Source organism: Rhodoferax sp. U11-2br, assembly GCF_018619435.1.
Lineage (GTDB): Bacteria > Pseudomonadota > Gammaproteobacteria > Burkholderiales > Burkholderiaceae_C > Rhodoferax.
In genome coordinates this window covers 1-17,782 of sequence record NZ_JAHFZF010000050.1, presented here as the reverse complement: position 1 = coordinate 17,782, position 17,782 = coordinate 1, and the positions used below count along the sequence as shown (strand labels likewise).

19 protein-coding genes are annotated in these 17,782 nt (G+C 61.6%); 14 read left to right on the top strand and 5 right to left on the bottom strand.

Translation table 11 applies throughout. The features are described from left to right. Window positions 1-792: type I 3-dehydroquinate dehydratase (aroD, locus tag KKO72_RS20105; RefSeq protein WP_251140811.1), on the top strand; the 792-nt coding region annotated here is incomplete at its 5' end. Between the two features lie 84 nt (window positions 793-876). On the opposite strand, the gene KKO72_RS20100 is transcribed toward aroD, so the two are convergent. Then, complete coding sequence (locus KKO72_RS20100) at window positions 877-1,653, bottom strand: SDR family NAD(P)-dependent oxidoreductase (protein ID WP_214943431.1); 777 nt, start codon at window positions 1,651-1,653, stop codon at window positions 877-879. A 156-nt stretch (window positions 1,654-1,809) separates the two neighbouring features. Between KKO72_RS20100 and KKO72_RS20095 the strand changes: the two genes are divergently transcribed. From KKO72_RS20095 to KKO72_RS20065, 7 genes are all read left to right on the top strand, one after another. Then, entirely contained in the window at window positions 1,810-2,634 is an 825-nt protein-coding gene (locus tag KKO72_RS20095; RefSeq protein WP_214943428.1) for an IclR family transcriptional regulator, read from the top strand. Further along, window positions 2,627-3,628 (top strand): 2-dehydro-3-deoxygalactonokinase, encoded by a 1,002-nt coding sequence (locus KKO72_RS20090; RefSeq protein ID WP_214943425.1) that lies wholly within the window; start codon window positions 2,627-2,629, stop codon window positions 3,626-3,628. The genes KKO72_RS20095 and KKO72_RS20090 overlap by 8 nt, the downstream gene beginning before the upstream one ends. Window positions 3,629-3,637: 9 nt before the next feature. After that, the gene (locus KKO72_RS20085) at window positions 3,638-4,285 is read left to right on the top strand and encodes a 2-dehydro-3-deoxy-6-phosphogalactonate aldolase (protein ID WP_214943422.1); all 648 of its coding nucleotides are present in this window, start codon (window positions 3,638-3,640) and stop codon (window positions 4,283-4,285) included. Window positions 4,286-4,364: 79 nt separating this feature from the next. Continuing rightward, the gene (locus KKO72_RS20080) at window positions 4,365-5,333 is read left to right on the top strand and encodes a tripartite tricarboxylate transporter substrate binding protein (RefSeq protein WP_214943419.1); all 969 of its coding nucleotides are present in this window, start codon (window positions 4,365-4,367) and stop codon (window positions 5,331-5,333) included. Window positions 5,334-5,456: 123 nt separating this feature from the next. After that, complete coding sequence (locus tag KKO72_RS20075) at window positions 5,457-5,978, top strand: tripartite tricarboxylate transporter TctB family protein (protein WP_214943416.1); 522 nt, start codon at window positions 5,457-5,459, stop codon at window positions 5,976-5,978. Window positions 5,979-6,005: 27 nt separating this feature from the next. Further along, entirely contained in the window at window positions 6,006-7,520 is a 1,515-nt protein-coding gene (locus KKO72_RS20070) for a tripartite tricarboxylate transporter permease (RefSeq protein ID WP_214943413.1), read from the top strand. Between the two features lie 27 nt (window positions 7,521-7,547). Then, on the top strand, window positions 7,548-8,453 hold the full coding sequence (locus tag KKO72_RS20065; RefSeq protein ID WP_214943410.1) for an SMP-30/gluconolactonase/LRE family protein: 906 nt from the start codon (window positions 7,548-7,550) through the stop codon (window positions 8,451-8,453). A gap of 113 nt (window positions 8,454-8,566) precedes the next feature. On the opposite strand, the gene KKO72_RS20060 is transcribed toward KKO72_RS20065, so the two are convergent. Then, window positions 8,567-9,676 (bottom strand): FUSC family protein, encoded by a 1,110-nt coding sequence (locus KKO72_RS20060; protein ID WP_251140810.1) that lies wholly within the window; start codon window positions 9,674-9,676, stop codon window positions 8,567-8,569. A gap of 256 nt (window positions 9,677-9,932) precedes the next feature. Here KKO72_RS20060 and KKO72_RS20055 point away from each other — a divergent pair, with 256 nt between their 5' ends. Further along, complete coding sequence (locus KKO72_RS20055) at window positions 9,933-10,520, top strand: HD family hydrolase (RefSeq protein WP_214943407.1); 588 nt, start codon at window positions 9,933-9,935, stop codon at window positions 10,518-10,520. 16 nt (window positions 10,521-10,536) lie between these two features. On the opposite strand, the gene gcvA is transcribed toward KKO72_RS20055, so the two are convergent. Further along, window positions 10,537-11,487: a transcriptional regulator GcvA gene (gene gcvA / locus KKO72_RS20050; protein WP_214943404.1), complete on the bottom strand. Its 951-nt coding sequence runs from the start codon at window positions 11,485-11,487 to the stop codon at window positions 10,537-10,539. A gap of 116 nt (window positions 11,488-11,603) precedes the next feature. Here gcvA and KKO72_RS20045 point away from each other — a divergent pair, with 116 nt between their 5' ends. Further along, window positions 11,604-11,771: a hypothetical protein gene (locus tag KKO72_RS20045; protein WP_214943401.1), complete on the top strand. Its 168-nt coding sequence runs from the start codon at window positions 11,604-11,606 to the stop codon at window positions 11,769-11,771. Between the two features lie 8 nt (window positions 11,772-11,779). Here KKO72_RS20045 and KKO72_RS20040 read toward each other — a convergent pair whose 3' ends face one another. Beyond that, on the bottom strand, window positions 11,780-12,067 hold the full coding sequence (locus KKO72_RS20040; protein WP_214943398.1) for a hypothetical protein: 288 nt from the start codon (window positions 12,065-12,067) through the stop codon (window positions 11,780-11,782). A gap of 181 nt (window positions 12,068-12,248) precedes the next feature. Then, window positions 12,249-12,734 carry an acyl-CoA thioesterase gene (locus KKO72_RS20035; RefSeq protein ID WP_214943395.1) on the bottom strand — a complete coding sequence of 162 codons (486 nt, stop codon included), beginning with the start codon at window positions 12,732-12,734 and terminating at the stop codon, window positions 12,249-12,251. Window positions 12,735-12,901: 167 nt separating this feature from the next. On the opposite strand from KKO72_RS20035, the gene KKO72_RS20030 reads away from it, so the two are divergent. The 4 genes from KKO72_RS20030 to KKO72_RS20015 all read left to right on the top strand — a co-directional run. Continuing rightward, the gene (locus tag KKO72_RS20030) at window positions 12,902-14,257 is read left to right on the top strand and encodes an NAD(P)-dependent oxidoreductase (RefSeq protein ID WP_371736920.1); all 1,356 of its coding nucleotides are present in this window, start codon (window positions 12,902-12,904) and stop codon (window positions 14,255-14,257) included. 110 nt (window positions 14,258-14,367) lie between these two features. Further along, the gene (preA, locus tag KKO72_RS20025; RefSeq protein WP_214943393.1) at window positions 14,368-15,675 is read left to right on the top strand and encodes an NAD-dependent dihydropyrimidine dehydrogenase subunit PreA; all 1,308 of its coding nucleotides are present in this window, start codon (window positions 14,368-14,370) and stop codon (window positions 15,673-15,675) included. A gap of 101 nt (window positions 15,676-15,776) precedes the next feature. Further along, on the top strand, window positions 15,777-17,219 hold the full coding sequence (hydA, locus tag KKO72_RS20020) for a dihydropyrimidinase (protein ID WP_214943387.1): 1,443 nt from the start codon (window positions 15,777-15,779) through the stop codon (window positions 17,217-17,219). A 17-nt stretch (window positions 17,220-17,236) separates the two neighbouring features. Next, window positions 17,237-17,782, top strand: a 546-nt coding sequence (locus KKO72_RS20015; protein ID WP_214943384.1) for a hypothetical protein, incomplete at its 3' end; no start/stop codon positions are given.

The window sequence follows — 17,782 nt, the reverse complement described above, 5'->3', positions numbered from 1 at the left end:
CCCATGCCCAGCCCCCGACCCATCACCTTGCGTGGCAACCCCATCGCAGGCGGCAAACTGCCGCTGATCTGCGCCCCACTGGTCGGACGCAGTCTTGACGCACTGATGGCCGAGCTGGCGGTGGTGCTGCCCAAACAGCCCGATGTGTTGGAGTGGCGTGTTGATTTTTTTGAGCAGCTGGCAGACACCCAGGCCGTGATCGCCGCAGCCCGCGCCATCAAAAAGGTGGCGGGCCCGCTGCCGCTGCTGTTCACCCGGCGCTCCACCCTCGAAGGCGGTGAACCCATCACACTGACCGAACCGCAGGTGATTGCCCTGTACCAGGCGGTGTGTGAGAGCCAGGCCATCGACCTGATCGACTACGAAATGGCCAACGACCCAGCCCACGTGGCGCAGGTGCAGGCCTGTGCCCGCGCCAACGGTGTGGCGCTGGTGCTGTCGTTCCACAACTTCTCAGACACCCCGGCGCCCGAGGTGCTGGCCGCCAAGTTCTTGTTGGCCGAACAACTCGGCGCCGATGTGGCCAAGGTGGCGGTCATGCCGCGTGACCTGGACGACGTGTTGACCCTGCTGAATGCGACCCGCCGCGCCAGCCAGCAGCTGCAGATCCCGCTCATCAGCATGTCGATGGGGCCGTATGGTGCGGTCAGCCGTCTGGTCGGTGGCGTGTTTGGTTCGGCCCTGAGTTTTGCCGTGGGCGCCGCCAGCTCTGCCCCCGGCCAGGTGCCGATCGAGGACCTGGCAGCGGTGCTGCAGGTGCTGGAGCGGGCCATGGGCCAGCTCCAGATTTAGGCCTTGATGGCCCTCTATCCCTTATTGGGAAAGGGACAACAGCTACGGTTTAGATAGTTCCACAGCTGCGGTTGGCGCCAGCCATCAGGGCATGTACTGGCCACCGTTGACGTTGATGACCTGGCCGGTGATGTAACCGCTGCAGGCGTGTGAGGCCAGGAACAGGAAGCTCGGTGCCACCTCCTGCGCCGTGGCAAAACGGCCCATCGGGATGCTGGCATTGATCTGGGCACGCACAGCGTCGTTTTTGTCGGCGTGGAATGCGGTGTCCACGGTACCCGGCGCCACCACGTTGAAGCGCACACCATCCTTGGTGTAGGACGTCACCCAGTTTTTCTGGATGGTATGGATCCAGGCCTTGGCAGCCGCGTACAGCGACGCACCCGGGCCACCGCCCATGTAGCTGGCAAACGAGCCCACCAGAATCACCGATGCGGTGGTGCCACTGGCCTGCGCCGACGCCTTCAGGTGGGGCATGGCGTATTTGGTGACCATGTGTGCCGAGCGGGCGTTGAGGTCAAACACCCGGTCAAAAAAGGAGTCGTCGATGTCAGCAATCTGCTGGCGGCCCACCAGACCCCCGACGTTGTTGATGAGCACATCGATGCCACCGAATCGGGCCACAAACTGCGCCACCACGTCTTGGCAGGCCTGGGTGTTGCACAGATCTCCCTCGAAAAACGCGGCCTCCCCACCGAGCTGGCGCAAAGCCTCCAGCGTTTGTGGCACACCCTCGCTCATGGCCTGGGCGGTGATGCCAACCTTGGCGCCATACCGCGCAAAGGCTTGTGCGGTCGCCAGCCCGATACCGGCGCTGGAGCCGGTGATCAAAACCCGTTTGTCTTTCAAGTCATTGAACAATTTTTTCTCCTTGTGATGAAAAGCGGCTGTCAGATGGGACAAATTTTCAGATAAATGTCTCACTATATGGACAGATAAAAACTATTTGACACAATGGTACTTTGATCCTAATATTTGGTCAACCAACCAAATAGTTGAGACATAGTCGAGGTTCATATGAACACCACAGACACAACAACGCTGCAGAGCGACACCAAAGACGCCCAGAAGGGCAACGGCACACAGACCCTGTTGCGTGGGCTGGCCCTGCTGGAATGTGTGGCGCAGGGCATCTCGGACGTCAAAGGCATTGCCGCCCATCTGGGCACACCACGCAGCACCACCCACCGCATGCTCAACAGCCTGGTGGCCGAGGGTTATCTGCACCATGTGCCCTACGGCGGTTATTCGCTGGGTTTTCGGTTGATCTACCTGGGCACCAAGGCCCAGGAGCAACGCCCGCTGGGGGCACTGGCCCGGCCGTTCCTGGAAGAGCTGGCGGCCATGACCGGCGACACCGTGCACCTGGGCACCCAAGAAGGCAACCGGGTGTTTTATCTGGACAAGATCTCTGGCACCAAGGGCCTGGAAATGCGTTCACGCATCGGCAACCGCATGCCCTTGGCCTCCACCGGTGTCGGCAAAGCCTTGATGCTGGGCCTGGTACCAGAGGCCTGGCAAGCGCTCTACAACGAGGCTGTGGCTGAAAAGGTGGCAGCCGGTGAACCGGTTTTGCTGAGCCCGTGGCCACAGTTCCAGGAAGACATGCTGAGCTACCGGGCGCAGGGCTGGGTGATGGACCTGGAAGAAAACGAAATCGGCATCCGCTGCGTGGGCGCACCTGTCCGCGACGTCAGTGGTGAGGTGGTGGCGGCCGTCAGTGTGGCCAGCGCAGCGCCTTACATCACCCGCGAACGTATGTTGGCCCTGGGCCCCACTGTGCGCAACGTGGCGCACAAGATCTCCGAACAACTGGGACTGGGGACCAACCGCCATGCCTGATAACCACACACCACAGCACCCCGAACTGATTGCGCTGGACTGGGGCACATCGAGCCTGCGTGCCTTTTTGCTGGCAGACGCAGGTCAGATATTGCAGACCCGCAGCACCGCCCAGGGTTTACAAGCGCTGCCCCTGCCGGGAGCCGCCGGTTTCGAGAAAGCCTTTGCCGACATCGCCGGAGACTGGTTAACCAGCTGGCCGCAGTTGCCGGTGGTGGCCGGTGGCATGGTTGGCAGTGCCCAGGGCTGGAAAGAAGCACCGTATGTGCGTTGCCCGGTGGATGTGGGTGCGCTGGCCAAACACAGCGTCTCGGTGCCCAGTGGTTTGGGGATGGATGTGGTGATTGCCCCCGGCTTGTTGCTCGACGAAGCCGATAACGCACCCGATGTGATCCGTGGTGAGGAAATCCAGATTGCAGGCGCCCTGGCGACCAACCCGGCGCTGGCCGAGGCCGCTACCCTGGTGATGCCCGGCACCCATTCCAAATGGGTGCAGATCACAGCGGGCCAGATCACCCATTTCTCCAGCTACATGACAGGTGAAATTTTCTCGGTGCTGGTCAAACACTCCATCCTGGGCCGGTTGATGACCGAGCCAGTCAGCGAGGAGCCCAGCAGCGCCCAGGCTGCCTTTGCGCAAGGTGTCGAGGCCGCGCGCCACAGCCAACCTGGCGACTTCACACACCAGATTTTTGCCGCCCGCACACTGGGGCTGACCCAGCGTTTGCCGCAGCCTGTGCTCAAACACTACCTCTCAGGCCTGTTGATTGGCCATGAGCTGGTGTCTGGCCTGGCCAAATCCGCAGCCAAGCTGCAGACCCAGGGGCCGCTGTTGCTGATTGGTGAGCCCAGCCTGTGCCAGCGTTATGCCCAGGCCTTTGCCATCCTGGGTGTCCCGGTGACCGGCATCCTCGACAACCCGGCCCCACGCGGCTTGTGGGAGTTTGCCAAAGCATTGGGGCTGATCCACCAACCACTGGATGTACTTCACTGAGAACACATGATGACCAACACCCTCCACACCCGATTTGAAGCTGCGCTGCAGCATTTACCCCTGGTCGCCATTCTTCGCGGGCTGACCCCGGCCGAAGCCGAGCCCGTGGCCCAGACCCTGTACCAGGCCGGTTTTCGCCTGATCGAAGTGCCGCTGAACTCACCAGACCCGTTCACCAGCATTGCCAGCATCCGCCAGTGCCTGCCCAGCGATGCGCTGGTGGGTGCCGGGACGGTGCTCGAGGCGGAGGATGTGACACGCCTCAAAAACATCGGCGGCGAACTGGTGGTCATGCCCCATGCCGACACCAGCGTGATCAGTGCGGCCAAGGCCCAGGGGCTGATCAGCATGCCCGGCATCGTCACACCCACCGAGGCGTTTGCTGCGCTCAAAGCCGGTGCCAACGCACTGAAGCTGTTCCCGGCCGAGCTGGTATCGCCCGCCATCGTCAAGGCGATGCGGCCCATCTTGCCCAAGGGCACACGTTTGTTTCCGGTGGGTGGCATCACGCCAGACACCATGGCCCCTTTCCTTGCCGTGGGTGTGAGCGGTTTTGGACTGGGTTCCGCCCTGTATTCGCCTGGCGTGCCTCTGGCACAGCTGGCCAGGCAAGCTGAATGCTTTGTGGCTGCGTGGAAAACGCAGCACGCTGCATAGAGAGGTTCCGACCACCGCGCCGGGAACTTCAGTGTGAGTCGTTTTTCGCCAACATGACATCTAAAAACCAGGAGCAAAGATGAAATCGAAAACAGTGATAACGCGTTTGTTGACAGCCATGTGTGCCTCTACCCTGTTACTGGGTGTGTCGGTCCGGGCCGCCGAGTACCCGACCAAGCCGATCGAAGTGATCGTGCCATTCGCCGCCGGTGGGGGCACCGATCTGGTGACACGGGCTTTTGTCGACACCGCCAAGAAGTACCTACCCAAGGCCATCGGTGTGGTCAACAAAACCGGTGGTGGGGGCGCGGTGGGCTTCTCTGAGATCGTTATGGCCCGCCCCGATGGGTACAAACTGGGTACCGGCACGGTGGAAATCGCGATGTTGCCGCACATGGGTCTGGTGCAGTTCAGCGCCGATGACTTTGCGCCAATTGCCCGCCTGAATGCCGAACCCTCGGCCATTTCGGTCAATGTGAGTGCACCCTGGAACACCTATGAAGAGTTCATCACCTATGCCAAGGCCAACCCGGGCAAGGTGCGCATCGGCAACTCAGGCACCGGCGCTATCTGGCACCTGGCGGCAGAGGCTTTGTCCGAAAAAACCGGCGCCAAGTTCAACAACATTCCTTATGACGGCGCCAACCCCGCTGTGACCGCCCTGCTGGGTAACCACATTGAAGCTGTCACGGTCAGCCCGGCTGAAGTGGTGAGCCATGTCACCGCTGGCAAGATCAAGATCCTGGCAGTGATGGCTGACCAGCGCCTGCCCGCGTTTGACAAGGTGCCTACGCTGAAGGAAAAAGGCGTGGACCTGAGCATCCAGACCTGGCGCGGCATTGTGGTACCCAAGAAGACACCACAAGACGTTCAGGACGTGTTGCGCGCCGCTGCCAAAAAGACGGCCGAAGACCCTGCCTTCAAGGAGCAGCTGGCCAAGATGAACCTGACCTACGCCTACCTTGACGCGCCGGCCTTCAAGGCGGCCATCGACAAGGACAACGTCTTCTTCAAGACATTGATGACCAAACTCGGTATCGCCAAATAAGGCCTGGCAGCGCCCGCACACTGCGGGCGCTTCTGACAAATAACCTGGCTAGACAATGTATTTCGGGGGGCTCACCTGCCCTGCCCGCTGGGGTTGTGCGGCCATCTCTTGAGGAGACAAACCATGAATTCATCTGAAACATCTGCTGGGACCAGCCTGAAACCGTTTGGCTGGAATATGGAGGTTGTCATTGGCGTCCTGGTGTCCTTGTTGGCCATCGCCTCGCTTTTCTTCTCGTACAAGTTCCCAAGCACCGGCCTGGCCACCGACATCGGGGCGGCACGCTTCCCCCAAATTTATGCAGGTGCTCTGCTGGTGTTGTGCGCCCTTTTGATCAGCCGCCACCTGATCAAGAGCAAACAGCCCCCTGCCCAAGAAGCCGAGGCGCCAGCCGTGCAAGAGGAGGTTCGCAGCTACCGCAGAGCCTTTGTGGGCATTGCCAGCTCGGTGCTGGCCCTGGCGGCCATGCCCTACCTGGGATATGGCGTGGTCACCAGCTGTTATCTGTCCTTTCTGATGTGGCTGATGGGCATGAGACACAAGCTCTGGAATCCGCTGCTGGCGGTGCTGATCACGGCCACCTTGTATTTCACTTTCTCGGCCGGTTTGAACGTGCCTTTGCCGCTCGGCAGCCTGTTTGAATAAAACGACTATTCCCGTTGGAGACTTGCCATGCAAGAACTGAATTTGCTTCTGAACGGCTTTGCCGCCCTGGCGCACCAACCGCTGGCCTTGCTGCTGTCGGTGATTGGTGTTGCCGTGGGGATTGTGATCGGCGCCATGCCGGGGCTGACCGCAACCATGGGGGTGGCGATCCTGCTGCCCTTCACTTTTGGCATGGACCCGGTGTCGGGGCTGCTGATGATTTCCGGTGTCTATTTCGGTGGTGTCTATGGCGGCTCCATCACCGCCATCCTGCTGAAGATTCCCGGCACACCTGCCGCAGCCGCCACCGCGATTGACGGTTTCGAGCTGACCAAGAAGGGTATGGCCGGCATTGCGCTGGGCACGGCAACCATTTCCTCGTTCATCGGCGGTACCTTGAGCGTCATTGTGCTGGTGTTCATGGCGCCCCTGCTGGCCGGTGTGGCGCTCGAGTTCAGCGCGTCCGAAACCTTTGCCCTGGCGGTTTTTGGCCTGAGCATCATTGCCAGCATCTCGGGCAAGTCCTTGGTCAAGGGGTTGATTGCCGGTTTTGTCGGCCTGCTGATCTCGACCGTGGGGCTGGATCCCATGGGGGGTTATCCGCGTTTTACCGGCGGCTTTGTGGAGCTGATGAGTGTGCCCTTCATCCCGGTGATGATTGGCCTGTTTGCCGCAGCGGAGGCCTTCAAGTCAATGGAAACCAGTGGTTTGCTCAAAAAGAAAGCGGCAGCGCTGGGCCGGATCATTCCGCCGTGGCGGGTTTACAAGGGCCTATTGTTCACGGTGTTGCGCTCATCCGGCCTGGGTATTTTCATCGGGGCGATCCCCGGCGCTGGGGCCGATATTGCAGCGTTTGTGGCCTACAACGAAGCCAAACGTTTCAGCAAACACCCTGAGAACTTCGGCAAAGGTGAGTTGGCGGCTGTGGCAGCCTGCGAATCCGGTGCCAATGGTTGTACCGGTGGCGCCATGTTGCCGATGCTGACCCTGGGCATTCCCGGTGATGCCACCACCGCCGTCATGTTAGGCGCACTGACGCTGCAGGGCTTGCAACCCGGCCCGCTGCTGTTCAAGGACCACAGCGACCTGGTGTTCACACTGTTTGCCGGCCTGTTGTTTTGTTATGTGGTGATGCTGCTGGTGGGCCTGGGCTCCTTGCGTTTCATCGGCAAGATTTTGCAGATGCCCAAGTCGATCCTGACACCCACCATCCTGGCGCTGTGTGTGGTGGGCACCTATGCCATCAACAACAGCATGTTCGACATCGGCATCATGCTGGCCGCTGGTGTGCTGGGCTACTTCATGGAGAAGTGGGACTTCCCGCCATCACCGATTGTTCTGGCATTGATCATGGGCCCGATGGCTGAGAGCAACTTCCGGCGCGCCTTGTCGCTGTCCAACGGCAGCTACGACTTCCTTTACACCCGCCCGATCACAGCCACCTTCCTGGTCATCGCCCTGTTGTCGATGTTCTACCCGGTGCTGCGCCGGTTCCAGCAAAAGCGCAAGGCAGCCCGCCTGGGCAGCACCAGCGCGGCCTGACCAAACCACTTTGCACTGGACCCTCTGATGAAGTTAAACACATTGGGCGCTGACGCCCTAATCTGCCCAGACGTGCGCAACGCCGTGGGTGAAAGCCCGGTCTGGGACCACAACACGGGCTGCTGGCAGTGGATCGACCAGGCGTGCAAGGTCTTTCGCCTGGACCCGGCCAGCGGTGAAGTCCGCCACTGGTCGGTGGCGGAGAAAATCGGCAGCATGGTGCTGCGCCCCGACGGTGGCATGGTGTGCAGCTGCGAGACCGGCATTTTTGACCTGGAACTCGGTGAGACCGAGGCCGCTGGCATGACACGCCTGGCCTCGATCACCCATCCCCAACCCGGCATGCGCTTCAACGACGGGCGTTGTGACCGCCAGGGCCGACTCTGGGTGTCCACCATGGTGATGGACATTTCGCTCGGTGAGCCTACCGGGCGCTGGTATCGTTTCACCCGCCAGGAGGGACTCGTTCCTTCCGAATTCGGCGGCTTTGTGATCCCGAACGGTTCGGCCTTCAGCCCGGACGGCAAAACCCTGTATTGCTCCGACACCCACCGCGATGTGCGCATGTTGTGGCAATTCGACTATGACACCGACACCGGTTTACCCAGCAACCAACGCCCATTTGTTGACCTGCGCCAGGAGGTCGGGCGTCCGGATGGCGCGGCCGTGGACGTGGATGGCTGTTACTGGGTGTGTGGTCTGGACGAGGGCTGCATCATGCGCTTCACCCCACAGGGCCAACTCGACCGCAAGATTTTGCTGCCGATGCAAAAGCCGACGATGTGTGCTTTCGGCGGTGCCGATGGGCAGACCATGCTGGTGACCTCACTGTGCCGCGGTGAGAAGGATCTGGAGACCGACCCCCATGCCGGGCGGCTGCTGATGTTCAGACCGGGTGCACAGGGCATCGTGGAGCCGCGCCTTCTGGCTTGAGTGCCAAATATGCCTGTAGCCCTTGTTTCAAAAGGACTTCGTGCTATCAAAGATAGCCTGGTTCAGGCTTGACACCCCCAACAAGAGACAGAACTTGGGGGGGTAGTTTCAGCTCAGGGCAAGAACTTGGTTGGCGCCAAACGCCGCAGTTGCCGCCCCACGTTGTCGCGAAAGCGCGGGCTGTGCAGGCAGATGCCACCCATCAGCCCCAGCACCGAACCCAGCACCGTGTCAATCAGGCGCGCCGCCAGCAGCGCGTCCGGTGAACCCACGCCCTGGCGTGCGGACTCGGCAAGGAAGATGGTGGTTGGGGTGATAAAAATCACGGCCAGACCATAGTGGCGCACCACCAGCATTTCGGTCAGAAAAGCCAGCACCATCATGACCAGTGCAAAACGCCACGGGTCCAGCGGCAGCATCAGCAGCCCCCAGGCCAGGAACAACCCGATGCCGGTGCCAATGATGCGGTGCACCTGCTTGTTCCAGACAGCGCGTTTGGACATGCCTTGCATCACGGCCAGACAGCTCACGGGCACCCAGTAGGCCCGGTCGAGCTGCAGCGTCTGGGCCAGCAGCAGTGACAGGCCCACAAACACACCGGTCACCACCGAATCCACAATCACAAAATCAAAGCTGGCCGGTGGCAAGGGACTCACCGGCTGGGGTGCCTCTCGCCGCAGGATGAAAAGGCTGTAGAAAAAGGCGATCAGGCAGGCCAGCAGACAGCCCATGGTGAGCAGCCCGACAAACAGGGGCACCTGCACCACCTCGATGCCCGAATAGGCCCCAATCGCGGCCGACATGATGAAGAACAGGCTGCCCGGTGGGCCGACCCGATAAAACCGGCACACCATGGTGACCACGATGGTGATGAAGCCCAGTACCGGCACCAGCAGCACGGGAAAGAAGTGGGTCATCAAGCCCAAGGCATAACAGGCGCTGAAGCCAAACGCACAGGTCATCAGCGTCACCATACGGTGCGACAGCGGCGTCTTAGGGCAATACACAAACACCAGGCCACCCAGCGAAGAGACCAGGCCGAAGTTCAGGTGGTTGAAATAGGCGCCGATCAGCAGCGGCAGGCCCGATGCCAGCGCCGCACAAAACGGCATCTGCCAGCGCCGGTCAGTGGGGTGGATGGTGGCCAGGTGGGCCAACTCGACCCGAACCATCGCTTGAAACTGGCGCCAAGCCTGCCAACTGATCATGTCTATCCTGTTCATGTGCGGCCCAACCCGTTTGGACCGTGCTATCTATTTTATAGTTTTGATGTCTATCAAGCGTCTGGCCCGTCGGTTCTGCCAAACCGGTGTGGGCGTCAAGCGCCACCGGGAGTGACAATCGGCCAGTATGGGCTTCATGGATATGGGCCACTTGTCTGCGTGGGCTGGTCGCCGGAGGTGCACCTGCGTTGACATACCAAATTAGCGCCTGGCCCTTATTCATCAAGGGATAAACGCTATCAAATGAGGATCAAACATGCATGATGCCGATCTCCAGGGGCGTCTGGCCTTTATCCAGGCGGCAGAACAACTCAAGAGTGTGCTGCGCTGTGCCTACACCGCCACCGGGCGGCAAGAAAGCACGCCCGAACACACTTGGCGTCTGTGCTTGCTGGCCATGGTGTTGCAGGACGGCCTGGGGCCGCTGGACTTCGAGCGCCTGCTCAAGATGTGTGTCATCCATGACCTGGGCGAGGCCTTGCACGGCGACGTGCCGGCCGTTTCCCAAAGCGCTGACAGCAACAAGTCTGAGAGTGAACGCCAGGACCTGATCGCGCTGATGGCCCCGCTGCCGGCACAGCTTCAAAGCGAGTTCCTGGCGCTGTGGGACGACTACGACCAAGCGACCTCTCCTGAGGCCCGCGTGGTGAAAGCGCTCGACAAGCTGGAGACCATCATCCAGCACAACCAGGGTCACAACCCGCCGGATTTCGACTACGCCTTCAACCTGACTTACGGCCAGCACTACACCGCCGCCAACCCGCTGTTGGCGCAGTTGCGCCAGCTGGTGGATGCCCAAACACAGCAGAAGCTGGCGGCCACCACCCGGTCATCGTCGCCCTGAGCTGCTCCACGGGTGATCAACCGGCCGCCCGCGCCTCTTTGAGCAGCCAGGCCCGAAAGGCCTGAACAACAGGCCGCTGGCTGATGGCCTCGGGCACCACCAGGTAGTAGGCATAGTTCTGCGCCACCGCCAACTCAAACGGCGCCACCAGACGGCCCTGGGCCAGCGCCGTGGCCACCAGCGGCTTGGACGCCAACGCCACCCCCAGCCCGTCCAGCGCGGCCACATAGACCAGACCCGAGTCGCTGAAATGGGGGCCAGCGCTGCTGTCCACGCCCTTGACCCCGGCGAGCTTGAACCAGTCGGCCCAGCCTGGGCTCGTGTGGTCGCTGGCGATGGCATCGGTGTGCAGGCGCACATGGTGGCGCATGTCATCGGGCGTGCGTAGCGGCGGGCCTGCGGCCAGCAGCTTGGGGCTGCACACCGCGACGTACTCCGAGCCAAACAGGTGATCCACCTGGCAGCCCGGGTAGACACCGGTGCCAAAACGGATCACCACCGTGGAGTCTTCCTCACGCGGGTCCACCGGCGTCAACGGTGCTGAGACAGGGGCCTGGTCACTGTCTATGGCCTTGAGCGAGCGGATGATCTGCAGGTTGAGCTGGGGCTCGGCCTGGGCGAAGCCTTTGAGCCGCGGCACCATCCAGCGGGTCGCAATCGAGGGCGGCAACACCACCACCAGCTTGCCGCTGCTGGCGCGCGCCTGGGCACTCTCGACCGCTACCGCAAAACAGGCCAGACCTTCGCGCACCTTGGGCAACATGGCCTGCCCCTGGACCGTGAGCTCCAGCGCACGGGTCAGGCGGCGAAACAGCGCATAACCTAAAAAATCTTCCAGAAGCTTGATCTGGTGGCTGATCGCGGTGGGTGTCACCGACAGCTCCAGTGCCGCGTTCTTGAAACTCAGGTGGCGTGCGGCAGCCTCAAAGGCGCGCAAGGCATTCAGCGGGGGCAAGCGGTAGGACATGGATGAGTTTTTCTGATCTGTTGCCTGAAAAATGCTCGTTTGCCGCTAGGCAGCACAGCCATTAACCTCGCGCCACGCTCCCACAAGGGGCTTTTGTTGAACAAGGATTTGCCACCATGCCCCAGAACTACATCGACATCTACGCCCAGGTGCGCTTGGCCAACCAGCAACGCTCAGACGCCATGGGTGAGATTTTGGCATCGGGCTGGCGCCGTTTGAAACACCGGGTCAGCCGCCTGGTGTTTCACAACACACCGCCACGGGGTGACTTCGCCCAGCCTTGATCAGGCGCCTATTTGGCCGCAGAACCGGGAACGTCGTTGGGATGTTTCTTTTTATAAGCCTCGGTCCGCGGCACTTTTTTATCGATCGCCTTGCCGGTGTCGCTGATGGCCTCGGCGGTGGCATGGGCAGCCTTCTTGGTGGCTTTTTGGGTGCGCTCCAGCAAGCTGGGTGCAGGTGCGCTGGCTTGGCTGGCAGCGGCCGTGGCGGCCAGCACGCTGCTGGTGTGGCCCAGGCCCAGCGCCGTGGTCAAGACCAGGGCGCCCAGAGAGGCGCTGCGAGTAAGAAAACGGCTCATGGTTGATCCTTGGTGGTGTTAAAACCAGCACATTGTGATGCCTTTTGGGCAGGCTGACGCAGCCTTCAGAAGCCCGGCTGCAGTCCCCCAGCACATCCAGCCGATCAAGCAAGCTATCAAAAACAAGAGCATACTGCCCTTGTTACATAAGGGCCAGGAGCCATTTTGAGTACTTTTTTACTCAGTCGACCAGCGAGCGTGTAGCGGTAAACCGCTTCTCCATCTCGCGGCGCATGTCCTTGCGCACCAGGGCGGCGGCGTGGCGGCGGATCTCATCGGGGGTCTGGGGCTCCAGCGGCGGCACGGCCACCGGTTTGCGGTCGTCATCCACTGCCACCATGGTGAAAAAGCAGCTGTTGACGTGACGCACCGAGCGGTTCTGGATGTTCTCGGCAATCACCTTGATGCCCACCTCCATCGACGAGGAACCGGTGTGGTTGACCGACGACAAAAAGGTCACCAGCTCCCCCACATGGATCGGCTGGCGGAACATCACCTGATCCACACTGAGCGTGACCACATACCGCCCGGCATAACGGCTGGCACAGGCGTAGGCCACCTGGTCGAGCAGCTTGAGGATGTTGCCGCCGTGCACGTTGCCCGAAAAGTTAGCGGTGTCGGGCGTCATCAGCACCGTCATCGAGAGCTGGTGCAGGGGTAAATCCATGGGGTGTTCCTCGTGAGGTCGGCAAACAGGGCGGTGAATGATATCGCCCACCCCGCGTCAGCCGCCCGGACGACTGCGGGCTAGTCCCTGTAGACACTTTGGCATGTGGCTTGCTAGCATGAAATCTGAACTTGACCAAACGGTCAGATTTAACAGGAGTAAATCGCGTGTCCTTGTCCCTTGCCCCTGATATCCAAGCCGGTCGGCTCGAAACCACCGACTACGCCCAGCGTTTTGCCGATGCCACGCCGCGCCTGACCCGCGCCCAAGCGATGCTGGAAGCCGAGCGCTGCCTGTACTGTTATGACGCGCCCTGCGCCACCGCCTGCCCCACCCATATTGATGTGCCCTCGTTCATCAAACGCATTGGTGACGGCAACCTGCGTGGCTCAGCCCGCGCCATTCTGGAGGCCAACCCGCTGGGCGGCATGTGCGCCCGCGTCTGCCCCACGGAGAACCTGTGTGAAGCGGTCTGCGTGCGCAACACCCAAGAGGGCAAACCGGTGGCGATTGGTCGCCTGCAACGCCACGCGGTGGATGCGCTGATGGACAGCGCCAAGCCACAGATCTTCACCCGCGCCGCACCCACCGGCAAGAAGATTGCGGTGGTCGGCGCCGGCCCGGCCGGGCTGTCCTGCGCCCATACCTTGGCCAAGTTGGGCCACGACGTGGTGGTGTTTGACGCCAAGCCCAAGGCCGGCGGCCTCAACGAATATGGTCTGGCCAGCTACAAAACCACCAACAACTTTGCCCAGGCCGAGGTGTTGTGGCTGTTGTCCATCGGTGGCATCGAGCTACGCCACAGCTGGCGCCTCAGCGGCGTGGCCCAACTCGACGCACTGCGCCGGGACTTTGACGCCCTTTTTCTGGGCATGGGTCTGCCCAACACGCACCAGCTTGGCGTACCTGGTGAAGCGCTCTACGGTGTGCAGGACGCGGTCGATTTCATCGCCACCCTGCGCCAGGCTGAAGACTTGTCGACCTTGCCAATTGGTCGCCAGGTGGTGGTGATTGGCGGCGGCATGACCGCCGTGGACGCCGCCGTGCAGGCCAAGCTGCTGGGCGCGCAGGACGTGCACATGGTGTACCGGCGCGGGCCGGAATCGATGAGCGCGTCCAAGGCCGAACAGGAATGGGCCTTGACCAATGGCGTGGTGATCCACCACTGGCTCAGCCCCGTGGCCGTGTTGCCCAACAGCGTCGACGCCCACTGCGCGGGTGCTGTGTCTTTTGCCCGGCAGAAGATGCAGGACGGCAAGTTGGTGGCCACTGGCGAGACGCTGGTGCTGGAAGCCGACATGGTGCTCAAGGCGATTGGCCAGACGCTGGGCAACCCGCTGCTGGCGCAAGCCAACTTTGAACTACAAGGCGGCCGCATTGCCACCGACGCCAACGGCCTGACCAATCAGCCGGGCGTCTGGGCCGGTGGCGACTGCCGCGCGGGTGGACTGGACTTGACGGTGGAAGCCGTTGAACACGGCAAGCTGTCGGCGCAGGCGATCCACGCGCAGCTGAGCGCCTGAAGCCGCCAACACAGACCGCACCAAGCCCTTGCACAAAAAGTGCCTCTAGCCCTTGCAGGTCAAGCACATATAACTATGCAAGTTGTAGCAAATCGATTTGAAAGCACACCATGGCCAATTTGACAACCCACTTCATCGGCATCTCCAGCCCGAACCCGTTCTGGCTGGCCTCGGCGCCGCCCACCGACAAGGCCTACAACGTCAACCGCGCTTTTGAGGCCGGTTGGGGCGGCGTGGTCTGGAAAACGTTGGGCGAGGAAGGCCCGCCCGTGGTCAATGTGAACGGCCCGCGTTACGGTGCGCTGATGAGTGCGGACCGGCGCCTGAACGGCTTCAACAACATCGAGCTGATCACCGACCGTGACCTGGCGCTCAACCTGAAGGAAATCACCGAGGTCAAACGCCTGTGGCCAGACCGCGCGGTGGTGGTGTCGATCATGGTGCCGTGCAACGAAGACGCCTGGCGCGCCATCCTGCCGCGCGTGGAGGCCACCGGCTGCGACGGCATTGAGCTCAATTTTGGCTGCCCGCACGGCATGAGTGAACGCGGCATGGGCGCGGCGGTGGGCCAGGTGCCCGAATACATCCAGATGGTGACCCACTGGTGCAAACAGTATTGCAAGCTGCCGGTGATTGTGAAGCTCACGCCCAACATCACCGACATCCGCCTGCCCGCACGCGCCGCCAAAAACGGCGGTGCCGACGCGGTGTCACTCATCAACACCATCAACTCGATTGTGGGCGTGGACCCCTACAGTCTGACCATGGTGCCCAGCACTGGCGGCAAAGGCTCACACGGTGGTTACTGCGGCCCGGCGGTCAAACCGATTGCGCTCAACATGGTGGCCGAGATCGCGCGTGACCCACTCACCGCTGGGCTGCCGATCTCGGGCATTGGCGGCATCGGCACCTGGCGCGACGCGTTTGACTACATCGCCTTGGGCGCGGGCAATGTGCAGGTCTGCACTGCGGCCATGGTCTATGGCTTCAAAATTGTGCAAGAGATGGCTGACGGTCTGTCCAACTACATGGACGAGATGGGTTTCAGCAGCATCGAGGACTTCCGGGGCCGCGCCATCCCAACCGTGTCGGACTGGAAATACCTCAACCTCAACCACATCAGCAAAGCCGTCATCAACCAGGACAGCTGTATCGAATGTGGCCGCTGCCACATCGCCTGCGAAGACACCAGCCACCAGGCGATCACATTTGAGAAAGACGGCAAACGCCACTTTGAGGTCAAGGAAGACGAATGTGTGGGCTGCAACCTGTGCACCCTGGTTTGCCCGGTGCCCGACTGCATCACCCTGCGCACCGTGGCCCCCGGCGAGCTTGATTTGCGCACCGGTAAAACCGTGCAAGCGACCCATGCCGACTGGACCACCCATGCAAACAACCCGGGGCGGGTGGCGGCGTAGGATTTGTGGCCGCTGCCTGGATGTTCACCGCATCTATCAAACCAAATTGGCCTCTAACCCTTATTCCGTAAGCATTCACAGCTATTAACGAAGGAGTATTTATGAGCAGCATCCTGATCCGAGGCGGCACCGTCGTCAATGCCGACCATGCCTTCCAAGCCGATGTGTTGACCCAAGACGGCAAGATCATCGCCGTCGGCCCCAACCTACAGGCGCCCGCTGGCGCAGACGTGGTGGACGCCGGGGGCCAGTATGTGATGCCCGGCGGCATCGACCCACACACCCACATGCAGCTGCCGTTCATGGGCACCACCACCATGGACGACTTTTACACCGGCACCGCCGCTGGCCTGGCCGGTGGCACCACCAGCATCATCGACTTTGTCATCCCCAACCCCAAACAGCCGCTGATGGAGGCGTATCAGACTTGGCGCGGCTGGGCCGAGAAGTCTGCGGCTGACTACGGCTTTCACGTCGCTATCACCTGGTGGGACGAGTCGGTCAAACGCGACATGGGCACCCTGGTGCAGCAGGAAGGCGTGAACAGCTTCAAACACTTCATGGCCTACAAAAACGCCATCATGTGTGACGACGAAACCCTGGTGAACAGCTTCAAACGCGCGCTGGAACTCGGCGCCATGCCCACCGTGCACGCCGAAAATGGCGAGCTGGTCTACCTGCTACAACAAGAGGTGGCCAAGCGCGGCATCACCGGCCCAGAAGGTCACCCGCTGTCCCGCCCGCCAACGGTGGAAGGTGAAGCCGCCAACCGCGCCATCGCCATTGCCGAAGTGCTCAACGTGCCAATTTACGTGGTGCATGTGTCCTGCGTCGAATCGGCCGAGGCCATTGCCCGTGCCCGTGCACGCGGCCAGCGCGTGTACGGCGAGGTGCTGGCCGGGCACCTGACGGTGGACGACAGCGTCTACCGCCACCCCGACTTTGCAACCGCCGCCGCTCATGTGATGAGCCCACCGTTCCGCCCCAAGGGCCACCAGGAAGCGCTGTGGCGGGGCCTGCAAAGCGGCAGCTTACACACCACCGCCACCGACCATTGCACCTTCTGCGCCGCGCAAAAAGCCGCTGGCCAGGACAACTTTGCCAAGATCCCCAACGGCTGCGGCGGCGTCGAGGAACGCCTGGCAGTGATCTGGGACGAAGGCGTCAACACCGGGCGCCTGACCCCCAGCGAATTTGTCGCCATCACCTCGGCCAACACCGCCAAACTGTTCAACCTGTACCCGAACAAGGGCAGTGTGTCGGTCGGCGCCGATGCTGACATCGTGGTCTGGGACCCGGCGGGCACCAAGACCTTGTCCGCCAAAACCCAGTTCAGCAAAGGCGACTACAACATCTTCGAAGGCCGCACCGTCAAAGGTATCCCTAGCCACACGCTGAGCCAGGGCAAGTTGGTGTTTGTGCAAGGTGATTTGCGCGCTGAGCGGGGTGTGGGGCGGTATATCAAACGGCCGGCGTTTAATGCGAATTTCACGGCGAGCAAGTTGAGGGCGGATGTGATGGCGGTTGGGGCGGTGAAGCGCTGACTTTTTGCACGACGGGCATGGACGTTTTCCACATGGCTCTTGCTGGTGCGCCAGCGCTTGCGCCTGCTGGCCGGGAATGGCCCGGCGGCCACTCCCTTTCTTTTGCTTCGCCAAAAGAAAGGAAGCAAAGAAAAAGCGAGCCCGCTGTTTGTGACCCTGCGCTGCGCTCCGGGCAACCTGCGGTGCTCGCTTCAGGGAGGGGCGCGCTCGAACTCGCTACGCTCAAACAATCGCGCGCCCTGATCTCCCTGAAGCTGTGCTCCTCGGCACAAACAGAAGGGCGACGGACAGCCCAGTCAGCCCGGCTCGTGGCGCTGTGCGCCACCTTGCCGGGTTATGTGTTTTCTGCGGACGAATTGGCCTGCCACCATACGACGACGCGCCCTCGCATATCGACCTCAGACGATTGCCTCACCAGCGAACAACGAAAATGTTTGAACACAACCAAAGCGGGGCAAAAAACCGGCTTTCTCGCGGCACGAGCGAAGCAAAGTGCCGCAGCTCTCGCTGCCGTTGAGGCCGGGCTGAGCAGCGCAGGGGCGGGCGGGAAAAGGGCTGGCGAT

Bases quoted from the DNA above. Each gene is read 5' to 3' on its own strand.
- KKO72_RS20095 (WP_214943428.1), top strand. From the start codon at position 1,810: ATGAACACCACAGACACAACAACGCTGCAGAGCGACACCAAAGACGCC.
- KKO72_RS20090 (WP_214943425.1), top strand. From the start codon at position 2,627: ATGCCTGATAACCACACACCACAGCACCCCGAACTGATTGCGCTGGAC.
- KKO72_RS20085 (WP_214943422.1), top strand. From the start codon at position 3,638: ATGACCAACACCCTCCACACCCGATTTGAAGCTGCGCTGCAGCATTTA.
- KKO72_RS20080 (WP_214943419.1), top strand. From the start codon at position 4,365: ATGAAATCGAAAACAGTGATAACGCGTTTGTTGACAGCCATGTGTGCC.
- KKO72_RS20075 (WP_214943416.1), top strand. From the start codon at position 5,457: ATGAATTCATCTGAAACATCTGCTGGGACCAGCCTGAAACCGTTTGGC.
- KKO72_RS20070 (WP_214943413.1), top strand. From the start codon at position 6,006: ATGCAAGAACTGAATTTGCTTCTGAACGGCTTTGCCGCCCTGGCGCAC.
- KKO72_RS20065 (WP_214943410.1), top strand. From the start codon at position 7,548: ATGAAGTTAAACACATTGGGCGCTGACGCCCTAATCTGCCCAGACGTG.
- KKO72_RS20060 (WP_251140810.1), bottom strand. From the start codon at position 9,676: ATGAACAGGATAGACATGATCAGTTGGCAGGCTTGGCGCCAGTTTCAA.
- KKO72_RS20055 (WP_214943407.1), top strand. From the start codon at position 9,933: ATGCATGATGCCGATCTCCAGGGGCGTCTGGCCTTTATCCAGGCGGCA.
- gcvA (WP_214943404.1), bottom strand. From the start codon at position 11,487: ATGTCCTACCGCTTGCCCCCGCTGAATGCCTTGCGCGCCTTTGAGGCT.
- KKO72_RS20045 (WP_214943401.1), top strand. From the start codon at position 11,604: ATGCCCCAGAACTACATCGACATCTACGCCCAGGTGCGCTTGGCCAAC.
- KKO72_RS20040 (WP_214943398.1), bottom strand. From the start codon at position 12,067: ATGAGCCGTTTTCTTACTCGCAGCGCCTCTCTGGGCGCCCTGGTCTTG.
- KKO72_RS20035 (WP_214943395.1), bottom strand. From the start codon at position 12,734: ATGGATTTACCCCTGCACCAGCTCTCGATGACGGTGCTGATGACGCCC.
- preA (WP_214943393.1), top strand. From the start codon at position 14,368: ATGGCCAATTTGACAACCCACTTCATCGGCATCTCCAGCCCGAACCCG.
- hydA (WP_214943387.1), top strand. From the start codon at position 15,777: ATGAGCAGCATCCTGATCCGAGGCGGCACCGTCGTCAATGCCGACCAT.